The organism is Pseudomonas sp. GM25 (genome assembly GCF_000282255.1).
GTDB classification, from domain to species: domain Bacteria; phylum Pseudomonadota; class Gammaproteobacteria; order Pseudomonadales; family Pseudomonadaceae; genus Aquipseudomonas; species Aquipseudomonas aphyarum.
Map to the genome: position 1 here is coordinate 1 of NZ_AKJQ01000022.1, position 12,315 is coordinate 12,315.

Consider the following 12,315-nt stretch of genomic DNA (forward strand, 5'->3'; position numbering starts at 1 on the left):
CGGCGGGCAGCCCAGCCGTTATCAATTGCCATTCGGCTTCATTGCCGAAGATCAGGTCGGGCCGGCGTTGCCGCAGCAACTGGCTTTGGCCCGAGTGCGCCGGGTGCGTCAGGTCGGCTTGATCACCGACGCCTTCAGTCTTGAAGCGTTTATTCGTGCGGTGCTGGAAGGCATGCAGGGCGGGACGGTGCTGGAATCCAGTGAGGGCGAGATCCGTTTCGAGGCAACGCCGCAACTGGAGAAACTCGGCCTCGGCGCGGAGTCCGAAGTGCGCTATCTGTCCGCCGAGCAATCCAACAGTTCGGTGGTGATCGGCAACAGTCTGGTGCTCAAGCTGATCCGCAAAGTCGCTTCTGGCGTACACCCGGAATTGGAGATGAGCGCTTACCTGACCGCGGCCGGATTTGCCAATATCTCACCGCTGCTCGGTTCGGTGATTCGCCGGGACGGGAAGGGCGAAGACAACCTGCTGATGATTGCGCAGGGTTATCTGAGCAATCAGGGCGACGCCTGGGAATGGACGCAGAACAACCTCGAACGGGCGCTGCGCGACGAATTGGCCGACGCTGTTTCCGAACAGGCGCAGCACTACAACGCCTTGGGTGAACTGAAGGATTTCGCCGGGATGCTCGGCCAGCGTCTGGGGGAAATGCATCAGGTGTTGGCCGCGCCGAGCGACAACAAGGATTTCGCGCCGCAAGTCAGTTCGACCAAGGATGCGCAGGCGACGGGCAAGGATGTCGCGGCGCAGGTCGAGCATGCGTTGAAGTTGCTCAAGCAGCATCAGGGCGAACTCGATGCGGCGGATCAGAAGCTGGTTGCTCGGTTGCTCGACAACAAGAAAACCATTCTTGCCCACGTGCAGGAACTGGCGAAGCAATCCGCTGGCGGCTTGCGGATCCGCGTGCACGGCGACCTGCATTTGGGGCAGGTGTTGGTTATCAAGGGCGACGCGTACCTGATCGACTTCGAAGGCGAACCGGCGCGGCCACTGGCCGAGCGCCGAGGCAAGCACAGCCCGTACAAAGACGTCAGCGGGGTGCTGCGCTCCTTCGACTATGCCGCGGCCATGGCCCTGAATGTGCACAACGTCGACAACAGTCCCGAGGCCGAAGCCGCGCGTCGGCGAGTCACGGAGCGTTACCTGCGTGAAGCCCGGGAAGCATTTCTCCAGGCATATCGCCAAGCGGCAGCTAGTCTTGATCATGCCTGGCAAGATCCTGAAGGTGCCGACGCCGCACTGGCGTTGTTCGGTCTGGAGAAAGCGGCCTACGAAGTGGCCTATGAAGCCGAAAATCGCCCCACCTGGCTGCCCGTGCCGCTGCACGGTCTGTATGGGTTATTGACGGGGCTCAAACCCTTTTCCGATCTTGGTGGAGAGTAGTCATGAGTTTCTCGAACAGGGAACAGGGTCACGCTAAAGAAAGATTGCTGCCCACTGCAAAAGACATTGATGCCTTGGTGCGCGCAGAACATCACGACCCGTTTTCCATTCTTGGCCCCCACGGCGATGGTGCCGGCGGGCAATTTATCCGGGCGTATCTGCCCGGCGCGTTGAGTGTTTCTGTCGTCGATAAAAACAGTGGCGAAGAGCTCGGTCCGCTGGAGGCCACCGAAACGCCGGGGTTGTTTGTCGGGCATTTCGAAGGCTCACGGCCGTACCTGTTGCGCACCCGCTGGGCCGGTGGTGAACAGGTCGCGGAAGATCCCTACAGCTTCGGCCAGTTGCTCGGGGAAATGGACTTGTACCTGTTCGCCGAAGGCAATCACCGCGACCTCAGCAGCTGCCTCGGCGCGCAACTGAAAACCGTCGATGGCGTCGACGGTGTGCGCTTTGCCGTGTGGGCGCCGAATGCCCGGCGGGTGTCGGTGGTCGGCGATTTCAACGTCTGGGACGGCCGGCGGCATCCGATGCGCCTGCGGCATCCGTCTGGCGTGTGGGAATTGTTCATTCCGCGCTTGCAGGCGGGCGAGCTGTACAAATACGAAATCCTCGGCGCCCACGGCATCCTGCCGCTCAAGGCCGACCCGATGGCGCTGGCCACCAGCCTGCCGCCGGACACCGCTTCGAAAGTCGCCTCGCCGTTGCAGATCGACTGGCAGGATCAGGACTGGATGAGCAGCCGTCGCGAGCGCCAGCAGCACAATGCGCCGCTGTCGATCTATGAATTGCACGCCGGTTCCTGGCAATGCGAACTCGACGATCTCGGCGAAGTGGCCCGCCAGTACACCTGGCCGGAACTGGCCGAACGACTGATTCCCTATGTGAAGGAGCTGGGTTTCACCCACATCGAACTGATGCCGATCATGGAGCACCCGTTCGGCGGTTCCTGGGGTTATCAGTTGCTGTCGCAATTCGCCCCGAGCGCCCGATATGGCACGCCGGATGAATTCGCGGCGTTCATCAACGCCTGCCATCAGGCCGACATCGGGGTGATTCTCGACTGGGTCCCGGCGCATTTTCCGACTGATACCCACGGTCTGGCGCAGTTCGACGGCACCGCATTGTATGAATATGGCAACCCGCTGGAAGGCTTCCATCAGGATTGGGACACACTGATCTACAACCTCGGCCGCACCGAAGTGCACGGCTACATGCTGGCCTCGGCGTTGCACTGGTTGAAGCATTTCCACGTCGATGGCCTGCGAGTCGATGCGGTGGCGTCGATGCTCTATCGCGACTATTCGCGCAAGGCTGGCGAGTGGGTGCCGAACCGCCATGGCGGTCGCGAGAACCTGGAAGCCATCGACTTCCTGCGGCATTTGAACGACGTAGTGGCGCTGGAAGCACCGGGCGCGCTGGTGATCGCCGAGGAATCGACGGCGTGGCCGGGCGTCAGCCAAAGCACCCAGCAGGGCGGTCTCGGGTTTGCCTATAAATGGAACATGGGCTGGATGCATGATTCGCTGCATTACATCCAGCAGGATCCGGTGTACCGCGCCCATCACCACAACGAATTGAGTTTCGGCCTGGTCTACGCCTGGTCCGAGCGTTTCATCCTGCCGATCTCTCACGACGAAGTGGTGCACGGCAAGCATTCGCTGATCGACAAGATGCCCGGCGACCGCTGGCAGAAGTTCGCCAACCTGCGGGCCTATCTAAGCTTCATGTGGACCCATCCGGGCAAGAAACTGCTGTTCATGGGCTGCGAGTTCGGCCAGTGGCGCGAATGGAATCACGACCAGCAGCTCGACTGGTATCTGCTGCAGTATTCGGAACACAAAGGCGTGCAGAAACTGGTCGGCGACCTCAACCGGCTCTACCGCGAAGAGCCGGCGCTGCATGAGCAGGACGATGTGCCGCAAGGCTTTCAGTGGTTGATTGGCGATGACGCGATCAACAGCGTTTACGCATGGCTGCGCTGGAGCAAGGACGGCACGCCGGTGCTGGTGGTGGCCAACTTCACCCCGGTGCCGCGCCAGTCGTATCGCGTGGGCGTGCCGTTTGCCGGGCGCTGGAAGGAATTGCTCAACAGTGACGCCGACACCTACGCCGGTTCCAATTATGGCAACGGCGGCGGGGCGTTCACCGAAGAGGTGGCCAGCCATGGGCAGGCGTTGTCGCTGGAACTGAATTTACCGCCATTGGCGGTGTTGATCCTTAAACCGGAAGCCTGACCCCCACACGGAGTACTGATCGTCCCCACGCTCCGCGTGGGAATGCCTCAAGGGACGCTCCGCGTTCCAGCTCTGGAAGGGACGCGGAGCGTCCTGGGCTGCATTCCCACGCAGAGCGTGGGAACGATCATCAGGGATGGCTCGTCCTTACCAGCGCATCCGAATGCCGAGGCTGCCAATCAACCCGTTCAGGTCATTGTCATCCACATCGCTGCTGTAATCGGCGCTGACGTACAGGCTTACCGTCGGCGTCATTTTCGCCACCAGCCCCAGTCCGACTTCCACGGTCGAGGATTTGCGGCTGCTGCTGATCTTGTCCACCTGATCCAGCGTCACCGTGTTGCCGGTGTACACCGTGTGCCACAAGTTCGTGCGCACGTAGGGTTCGACCGGCAGGCCGTTCAGATCGTAGCTACCTTTCAAGCGTGCACCGACCCGGCCGCTCCACGATGAAATGTCGCTGGAGGACGCATTGCCCGAACCCGCGTAGGGCGTGTCCAGGGTGATGCGCTGGTTGATCAATTGCGCCTGCGGTTCAACCACCCAGTTTTCCCCCAGGCCGATCGGGAACCCGCCTTCCACCGACAGCGTCATCGCGCTGCCTTCGGTGGCCAGGCGTGCGCCTTGCTCGTTACGGCTGAAACCGCTGACCCGGCCGCCACTGGCCGACAGATCGACGTGCCAGCCCTGCGGGCCGATCAGGCTGTAGTAAGCGCCGAGGCTCTGGCCTTGCAGATTCAGGGTATCGGTGGTCGGGTCGGCGAGGGCGCGGCTGGTGATCAGGCCGTTGCTGTTGCCCTGAATCTGGTTGACCCCGCCGATCAGGCCGACCTGCTGGGTGTGGCCGCTGTTGCTTTTCAGGGTCAGCACGGCGGGGCCCTTGAAGTCGCCAGTGCCGGGCGTGGCGAAGCCCGGGCTGAGGACATCGGTTTGCGCCTGGCGGGAGGTCGCTCCGTAAAGCTGATCCCAGGCCGAGGGCGCGAGGTCTTCGGTGATCAGGTTTGTACCGCGCAGGTCCGGCTGTGGGCTCAGCCGCTGCGGGCCCGGGGTCACGACCGTGGCGGGGAGGGTCATGACGGGAATGTCCTGGCGATACCAGGGCGTCGCCTCGTCCGCCACAGGACCCGCCTGCGCCTCCATGGACGAGCACAGCAAGATAGAACTTGAAACAGTGCAGAACGTTATTTTGATCTCTTGTGAGGTGAGTGAAGTTTTCATGGAGGTCTACCTTGCTAGCGCACGCGGTATCTCGCCTTGGCGTCTCTCCTACCCCGAACGAGGGGCGACCGAATGGAGCGAGGCGAAGCCTTGGCCGCCCGTTTTGACGAGTGACCTGAGGTTCGCCCCGAGTAGTATTTCCGGGGGTAGTAAGGTAGAGCTAAGAAGACCCGGGCCCCTGCGTCAAGAAATTGGACGATGAGCGGTCGGGTCAAAACAGGTGATGCAAGTTTCTGTTTTTGCGCATTTATCTAAGTGCTTGTTTGTAGGGCCAATGGCTGTGAAAGCCGCGAGGCAGAGACGTTTTATAGCCGACAGTCGGTCTGCGAAACCGAATGCGGCATCGGTTTCGCATCGCTTTGTGGGTGAAGACGGCTGTCAGTATCGCGCTACAAATGCACTTCAACTGCCAGCGGCAAATGATCCGAGAGATGCGTCCACGGTTTGTTGCCGAGGATCTGCGGGTCGTGGCTGCTGGCATTGCGCAGATAAACCCGATCCAGGCGCAGCAATGGGAAACGCGCGGGGTAGGTCTTGGCCGGGCGGCCGTGATGGCGTTCGAAGGCTTCGTGCAGGTAGTCGCGGCGGGCGAGGGCGACGTTGCCCTGCAACTGCCAGTCATTGAAGTCGCCGGCGATGATCACCGGCGCATCGTCGGGCAGGGATTCGAGCAACTGGCAGAGCAGCTGCAACTGCAATTGCCGATGGCTTTCGAGCAGGCTCAGGTGCACGCAGATGGCATGCACTTCGGCATGCCCCGGTACATCCAGTACGCAATGCAACAGCCCGCGGCGTTCCGGGCCGGTGATCGAGACGTCGAGGTTGCGGTATTCGCGGATCGGGTATTTCGACAGCAGGGCGTTGCCATGATGGCCATCGGGATACACCGCATTGCGGCCGTAGGCAAAGTCGCTCCACATGCTGTCGGCGAGGAATTCGTACTGCGAGGTCTGCGGCCATTCGTTGTAGCGGCTGGAATGCCGCTCGTGTTCGCCCACCACTTCCTGCAGAAACACCAGATCGGCCGAGGTGCTGCGCACCGCTTCACGCAGCTCCGGGAGGATGAAACGTCGATTGAGCGCGGTGAAACCCTTGTGCGTATTGACCGTCAGCACCCGCAGGCGATGGATGGCGGACGGGGTCGAGGTCTGTGCGTCGACGGCATGACGCTTGGGATCGCTGGACACGTTCACTCCTCTGAATCATGACTGCCTGTTCATGCGACTGATCCGGGCGCGGGCAGTTCACTTTGAGTGGCTGCCCGCGCCCGACGGACCGTCAATCGACGAAGACGATCTCGTAGGGCAGGCGCATGCGTTCCAGAATCGACTTGGGCAGCAGCGGCGCGATACCGATCGCCGGTTCGCCATTGAGTTGACTGGCGTAAGCGTGGGTGGCGTGGCTCTTGCGCGCGACGGTCCAGGTGTCGAGGCGCAGCTTGCGCGCGCGATGCCACGGGATCTGCGCCTGATCCCGTTCCGGCCAGTGCCAGGCCCAGACCGGTACGTCGTGGTAGGTGGCGCCGACCTGTTGTGCTGCTTTTGCGCTCGCCCGGCCGACCACTTCATGATCGGCGGTGCCGTCTTCGCGCCAGGTGCTGAACACCACATCACCGGGGCGCAGGTAGCGGACGATGAAGTCGGTCAGTTGGGTTTCCTGGTCGAGCAGGGCTTTGTCGGTGAACCCGCCGCGCACCCATTTCAGGCTGTGCATGGGCAAACCCAGGCGACGCAGGGCTTCAACGCTTTCCTGTGGGCGGAACACGCTCAGGCGTTTCTCCGACCACTGGCGCGAGCCCGGATGACTGGCGCTGCCATCGGTGATCGACAGCAGTTGCAAGGGATGTCCGAGGCTGGAAAGCAGTTGCAGCAGGCCGCCGCAGGTCACCACTTCATCGCCGGGGTGCGGGGCGATGACCACGGCGCGGGCACCAGGTGGCACCAAAGTGTGGGTGTTGATGACGGGAATGTTGTCGAGCTGCGGGGCGCTGTTCCAGATCTGCGCCGGCAGGCCGCTCTCGCTGAGGGATAACGGTTTCATGAGTGATACGTCCTTGTTGTGTCTCGCCCTCAGTCGCCCAAACGCTGGTGATACCAGGTGTGTTCGACCCGTGAAGGCTGGTGGATAGCCCGGCAGCGCTCCGAACCCTGGATTGCTGCGCAGCAGAGTATTGCTCAAGACGGGCGGTTCGTCGCGTCACAGATCAACCTGATCCGCTTTTTTTTATTCAGTCTGTGCCAGCTGTCGCAGATAGTCGCCAAAACCGCCGCGTGCGCGGCTGTCCAGACGAGCGCTGGTGATGACTTGCGGACGATGGCTCCAGGCGATGCTGGCCCCTGAGCGCTCAAGTTGACGCACCAGCTGCACGTCTTCATCGCAGGACAACGGCTCGAAGCCGCCGGCGCGGACATAGGCTTGCGCGCTGACGCCCAGGTTGGCTCCATGGATATGCCGGTGGCCTTCGCAGGCCCGGTAATCACGGTGATAGCGAATCTGCGCCGCTTCATCGAACCCGTCATGCCACCGGTCAACGGTCACCGTGCCGCACACCGCATCGGTGCCCAGCCCCAGTTGTGCCACCAGCCAGTCCTCGGCGACGCGGCTGTCGGCGTCGGAGCAGGAAATCCAGCGCGCCCCGCGCTCAAGCAATTGCTGCGCACCGATGGCCCGCGCCTGGCCGACGTTGCGCGCTTCGATGCTCAAAGCTAGCACCGGATACTGGCTGACGATGTGCGCCGAACGATCGGTGCAGCTGTCCAGCACCACCAGAATTTCCACCGGTTCACCGGCCAGCATGGGATGTCCGCCAGCTCGCAAAGCAGCGTGCAGGCAGTCATCGAGCCACTCTTCTTCGTTGTGCGCCGGAATCAGGATGCCAATCATCGCAACCCCTCCAGCGCGGCCACCGAGCGGGGTTCGCGGCTCCAGACTTCCAGCAGGAAATCCGCTTCCTGATGCAGGACCAATCGTGGCAGGTGCAACTGTTCGTGAATCAGGTCGTGAACCTGTCGCGCATTGAGCGGGCAACCTTCGATGGGCGGGCGCCAGTGACAGGCGAGCAATTGTCCGTCGGCAGTCAATGAATCGCTGATGCGCCGGATGACCTCTGTCAGATCCTGTCGGTCCAGGTAGTAGCCGATTTCGCTGAAGACGATCAGGTCGAATTTTTCCTCGGGCCAGTCGCCCGGCAAGCGACCATGACGCACCTCCGCGTGGTCGAACAGGCTAAGTCGGGTGCGTGCCAGATTGGCTGCGGCGGCGCTGGTGTCGCAGCACAATAGCCGGTCGCAGCGTTCGGCCAGCGCCGCACTCAGTTCACCGTTGGCGCATCCCGGCTCGAAGATAGACCGATAGTGCGGGCGAGGTAGGGCCGCCAGGGTCACAAGGCGTTTGCGTTGCTCGTACCAGCGCTGGCGAAATCCCCAGGGGTCGTTATTGCCTCTGAACAGGCCTTCGAAGTAGCGATCCTCGACACTCATAGAAAGACACTCATAGGAAGATCAGCTCGAACGGTTGCAGCAGTCGATCGATGACATAGGGTTTGAGCACCGGAGCCAGGCCGGCTTCGGGATCGCCTTCCAGCTGGCTGGCGAAGGCGTGCACCGCGTGACGCTTGCGCGCAACCTGCGCCGGGCTGAGCAGGATTTTGCGCGCCCGCTCCCACGGCACGATGGCGTCTTCAGGCGTTGCCCAGTGCCAGGCCCAGACCGGCAGTTCGTGACAAATCGCACCCACGCGGCGCGCCGCCTCGACGCTGGCGCGGCCGACGGCTTCGTGGTCGCTGTGGCCGTCTTCGCGCCAGGTGGTAAAGATCACGTCGTCGGGTTGCAGATAGCGGGTCAGGTATTCGCACAGCATCGACTCGCGCGCGGCAACCTGGGTGTCGGGGAAGCCGCCGCGCAGCCATTGCAACTGGTGCATGGGCAGGCCGAGGCGACGCAGGGCTTCGGCGGATTCCTGCGGGCGCACCACGCTCAGGCGCTCCACCGGCCAGCGATCCGAGCCCGGATGACTGGCGCTGCCATCGGTGACCGAGATCAGTTGCAGGGTGCGTCCCGCCGCTGCGAGCCGTTGCAACAGTCCGCCGCAACCGAGCACTTCATCGTCCGGGTGCGGAGCGATCACTACGGCTCGCGATCCCGGCGGGACCAGATCCAGAATGTCGATGCTGTCCACCGCCGCCAGATGCCGTGAGCCCTGCCATTCCTGCAGTGAGGTTCCTTCGCCGACGATCGGATTACGCTTCATAGCGACCAACTCGCGCGCGGTTGCTGCGCAATCAGTTGGCCCAGTGCTGCCAGATCCCGTTCGGCATGGCTCTGACGCAGATAGACAGGCAAGTCGGCCGCCAGGCGGGCAAAGTGCGGATCCTTGCAGAACGGCCCGGCGCCGAGGGCCCGACCGGTCTCGCGGATCACCTGTTCAGCGGCATCCTCGACCACGGCGCGAACACGGCGGGCCAGCAACTCGGCGTCGGCGTGGGGATGGCTGTCGATGTCCAGAGCGCTGACGCGCAGCGCTTGAGCGGCGCCGTGCAAGGCGCTGTCGACGGCGCCGAGACTGGCCAGCGCATGGGGCTCTTCACGTCGCGCGCACTGTTGACGCAAGCGTTCGCCGATCTCCCGCGCGGCGCCGTACCAGCACGCAGCGATCCCGATTCCGCCGTGCCAGAACCCCGGACGTTGCAGGTAGTCGCCAGGGTCGCCGATTGCCTGTGCCTCGACATCATCGAACAGCACCTCGACGCTGCCGGTGGCCGCCATGCCGACCGCTTGCCAGCCCTGATCGGTCACGGTCACCCCCGGTTGATCGAGAGCCACGGCCACCAGTTGCTGACGATCATCTTCATCCCAAGCCGTAAGCAGGGCGTGACTGATCACTGCCGCACCGGAGCACCAGGCTTTGCGCCCGTTCAACCGCACCAGTTGTCCCGAGCGGCTGACCCGAACTCGCGCCTGCGGTGGTTCGGCCGCCCACATGCCCCACGTGCTGCCGGGCGTCGGTGAGCCACCGAGTTGCTCGATGATCGCCAGCGCATCGGTATGACCTTCATAGAGTTTGCACAGCCCCAGATCATGCCCGCCGACCTCGGACAGCCGTTGCCAGCGCTCCAGCGTACGACCGCTGCCGGGCAATGGCAGATGGTCGAGGCCGGCTTCGACCATTTCCCGCAGGCATGTGCCGAGGGCAGCCGTGTCGCGGTAATCCGGGGTGTGCCGTGAGAGATAGCCGGGCAAGTCCATATCAGTCCTCTTCCTCACGTTGCAGTTCAAACAGCAGCAGCGAGCGCCCGGTGACCGAGTACTCGTGACCGAACGTGAAGCGTTCCTGACCCCGGATCGATGGCTGGTTGGTGTCGATCATGCAGGTCCAGAAACTGCCTTCAGGCACTTCCGGCAAGGTGAAGTTGACGATGTCGTGATGAGCGTTGACCACCAGCAGCAACGTGGCGTCGGCGCCCTTGCGGCGAATCCCGGTTTCCTGGGCGCGACCGTCGAGCAACATGCCCATGCAGCGGTTGTGCGCGTCATGCCAGTGTTCTGTGGTCATCTCTGTGGCGTCCGGCGCGAGCCAGGTCACGTCCTTGACCCCGATGTCCTCGTTGTATTCGCCGACCAGAAAACGCCCGCGCCGCAGGATCGGATAAGCCAGGCGCAATTTGATCAGGCGTTTGACGAATTTCAGCAGCGCCTTGCCGTCCTCGCTCAGGTCCCAGTTGACCCAGCCGATTTCGCTGTCCTGGCAATAGGCGTTGTTGTTGCCGTCCTGGGTGCGGGCGAATTCGTCACCGGCCACCAGCATCGGCGTGCCTTGGGACAAGAGCAGGGTGGCGAAGAAGTTGCGCATCTGCCGGTGGCGCAGCGCATTGATTTCCGGGTCGTCGGTGGGGCCTTCGACGCCGTGGTTCCAGGACAGGTTGTTGTTGCTGCCGTCCTGATTGTTTTCGTCGTTGGCCTCGTTGTGCTTGTCGTTGTAAGACACCAGATCGTTGAGGGTGAAACCGTCGTGGGCGGTGACGAAATTCACCGACGAATAAGGCCGACGGCCACGCTGGTTGAACATCTCGCCGGAGGCGGTCATGCGGCTGGCGAAATCGGCGAGCTGGCCGTCGTCGCCTTTCCAGAAGGCGCGCACGGTGTCGCGGAATTTGTCGTTCCATTCGACCCAGCCCGGCGGGAAGTTGCCCACCTGATAACCGCCGGGGCCGCAGTCCCAGGGCTCGGCGATCATTTTCACCTGACGCAGCACCGGGTCCTGACGGCAGGCGACAAGGAAACTGTGACGCTCGTCGAAACCGTCGTGATAGCGGCCGAGAATGGTCGCCAGATCGAAACGGAAACCGTCGACGTGCATTTCGCTGGCCCAGTAGCGCAGCGAGTCGGTGACCATTTGCAGCACACACGGATGGCTCAGATCGAGGGTGTTACCGGTGCCGGAATCGTTGATGTAGAAGCGCTTGTCGTCCGGCATCAGACGGTAGTACGAGGCGTTGTCGATCCCGCGCATCGACAGGGTCGGGCCTTGCTCGTTGCCTTCGGCGGTGTGGTTGTAGACCACGTCGAGAATCACTTCGAGATTGGCCTCGTGCAGGTGCGCGACCATCTCCTTGAACTCGGCAATCTTGCCGCTGGCCAGGTAGCGCGGGTCCGGGGCGAAGAACGCGATGCTGTTGTAGCCCCAGTAATTGGTCATGCCTTTGTGCAACAGGTGCTGGTCGTTGACGAAGGCGTGGATCGGCAGCAACTCGACGGTCGACACGCCGAGTTTGCGGATGTGTTCCAGCACGTCGTCGACCATCAGCCCAGCGAACGTCCCGCGCACGTTCTCCGGCACCGAAGGGTGACGCATGCTGATGCCGCGCACGTGGGTCTCGTAAATGATGGTCTTGTCCCACGGCACGCTGACGCGGTGGTCATGGCCCCAAGTGTGTGCCGGGTCGATGACTTTGCACTTGGGGACGAAGGGCGCGCTGTCGCGTTCGTCGAAGCTGAGGTCGGCGTCCGGGTGGCCGATGGTGTAGCCGAACAGCGCTTCGGACCATTTCAACTGGCCGACCAGTTGTTTGGCGTACGGGTCGATCAGCAATTTGTTGTGGTTGAAGCGGTGGCCGTTGGCCGGGTCGTACGGACCGTAGACCCGGTAGCCATAGATCAGCCCCGGATGCGCATCGGGCAGGTAGCCGTGGTAGATCTCGTCGGTGTATTCCGGTAGCTCGATGCGTTCGAGTTCGACTTCGCCGGCATCGTCGAAAATGCACAGTTCGACCCGGGTGGCGTTGGCGGAAAACAGCGCGAAGTTCACCCCCAGACCATCCCAGGTTGCGCCGAGCGGGAAGGGCAGGCCTTCACGGATGCGCGAGGGTTCGGCGTGCGCGGCGGGCTCGGCTTTCTTTGGACGGGTCATAGGTGCTCCTGCAAAAAATCGGGGGTTGGCATTTTTTCGAGGACGAGTGCGCCCTCGGTGGCGGGCGAACCCGCC

At 62.7% G+C, this 12,315-nt stretch carries 10 protein-coding genes; 2 read left to right on the top strand and 8 right to left on the bottom strand.

Features of this window, described 5'->3' with window-relative positions; all coding sequences use genetic code 11:
* Positions 1-1,384: putative maltokinase (locus tag PMI24_RS06660; RefSeq protein WP_007952096.1), on the top strand; the 1,384-nt coding region annotated here is incomplete at its 5' end.
* 2 nt (positions 1,385-1,386) lie between these two features.
* On the top strand, positions 1,387-3,618 hold the full coding sequence (glgB, locus tag PMI24_RS06665) for a 1,4-alpha-glucan branching protein GlgB (protein ID WP_007952098.1): 2,232 nt from the start codon (positions 1,387-1,389) through the stop codon (positions 3,616-3,618).
* 147 nt (positions 3,619-3,765) lie between these two features.
* Here glgB and PMI24_RS06670 read toward each other — a convergent pair whose 3' ends face one another.
* The 8 genes from PMI24_RS06670 to glgX all read right to left on the bottom strand — a co-directional run bounded on the left by PMI24_RS06670 (position 3,766) and on the right by glgX (position 12,240).
* Positions 3,766-4,836: an autotransporter outer membrane beta-barrel domain-containing protein gene (locus PMI24_RS06670; protein ID WP_045121676.1), complete on the bottom strand. Its 1,071-nt coding sequence runs from the start codon at positions 4,834-4,836 to the stop codon at positions 3,766-3,768.
* A 389-nt stretch (positions 4,837-5,225) separates the two neighbouring features.
* Positions 5,226-6,023 carry an endonuclease/exonuclease/phosphatase family protein gene (locus PMI24_RS06675; protein ID WP_007952102.1) on the bottom strand — a complete coding sequence of 266 codons (798 nt, stop codon included), beginning with the start codon at positions 6,021-6,023 and terminating at the stop codon, positions 5,226-5,228.
* 91 nt (positions 6,024-6,114) lie between these two features.
* Entirely contained in the window at positions 6,115-6,876 is a 762-nt protein-coding gene (locus tag PMI24_RS06680) for a PIG-L deacetylase family protein (protein WP_007952104.1), read from the bottom strand.
* Positions 6,877-7,059: 183 nt separating this feature from the next.
* Complete coding sequence (locus PMI24_RS06685) at positions 7,060-7,719, bottom strand: glycosyltransferase (RefSeq protein ID WP_007952105.1); 660 nt, start codon at positions 7,717-7,719, stop codon at positions 7,060-7,062.
* Positions 7,716-8,315, bottom strand: coding sequence for a class I SAM-dependent methyltransferase (locus PMI24_RS06690; RefSeq protein WP_007952106.1), 600 nt, complete (start codon positions 8,313-8,315; stop codon positions 7,716-7,718). The genes PMI24_RS06685 and PMI24_RS06690 overlap by 4 nt, the downstream gene beginning before the upstream one ends.
* 10 nt (positions 8,316-8,325) lie before the next feature.
* Positions 8,326-9,084: a PIG-L deacetylase family protein gene (locus PMI24_RS06695; RefSeq protein ID WP_007952107.1), complete on the bottom strand. Its 759-nt coding sequence runs from the start codon at positions 9,082-9,084 to the stop codon at positions 8,326-8,328.
* On the bottom strand, positions 9,081-10,079 hold the full coding sequence (locus PMI24_RS06700) for an acyl-CoA dehydrogenase family protein (RefSeq protein WP_007952108.1): 999 nt from the start codon (positions 10,077-10,079) through the stop codon (positions 9,081-9,083). The genes PMI24_RS06695 and PMI24_RS06700 overlap by 4 nt, the downstream gene beginning before the upstream one ends.
* 1 nt (position 10,080) lies before the next feature.
* Positions 10,081-12,240, bottom strand: coding sequence for a glycogen debranching protein GlgX (gene glgX / locus PMI24_RS06705; protein ID WP_007952110.1), 2,160 nt, complete (start codon positions 12,238-12,240; stop codon positions 10,081-10,083).
* Positions 12,241-12,315 lie beyond the last annotated feature (75 nt).

Bases quoted from the DNA above. Each gene is read 5' to 3' on its own strand.
- glgX (WP_007952110.1), bottom strand. From the start codon at position 12,240: ATGACCCGTCCAAAGAAAGCCGAGCCCGCCGCGCACGCCGAACCCTCG.
- PMI24_RS06680 (WP_007952104.1), bottom strand. From the start codon at position 6,876: ATGAAACCGTTATCCCTCAGCGAGAGCGGCCTGCCGGCGCAGATCTGG.
- PMI24_RS06690 (WP_007952106.1), bottom strand. From the start codon at position 8,315: ATGAGTGTCGAGGATCGCTACTTCGAAGGCCTGTTCAGAGGCAATAAC.
- PMI24_RS06685 (WP_007952105.1), bottom strand. From the start codon at position 7,719: ATGATTGGCATCCTGATTCCGGCGCACAACGAAGAAGAGTGGCTCGAT.
- glgB (WP_007952098.1), top strand. From the start codon at position 1,387: ATGAGTTTCTCGAACAGGGAACAGGGTCACGCTAAAGAAAGATTGCTG.
- PMI24_RS06670 (WP_045121676.1), bottom strand. From the start codon at position 4,836: ATGAAAACTTCACTCACCTCACAAGAGATCAAAATAACGTTCTGCACT.
- PMI24_RS06695 (WP_007952107.1), bottom strand. From the start codon at position 9,084: ATGAAGCGTAATCCGATCGTCGGCGAAGGAACCTCACTGCAGGAATGG.
- PMI24_RS06700 (WP_007952108.1), bottom strand. From the start codon at position 10,079: ATGGACTTGCCCGGCTATCTCTCACGGCACACCCCGGATTACCGCGAC.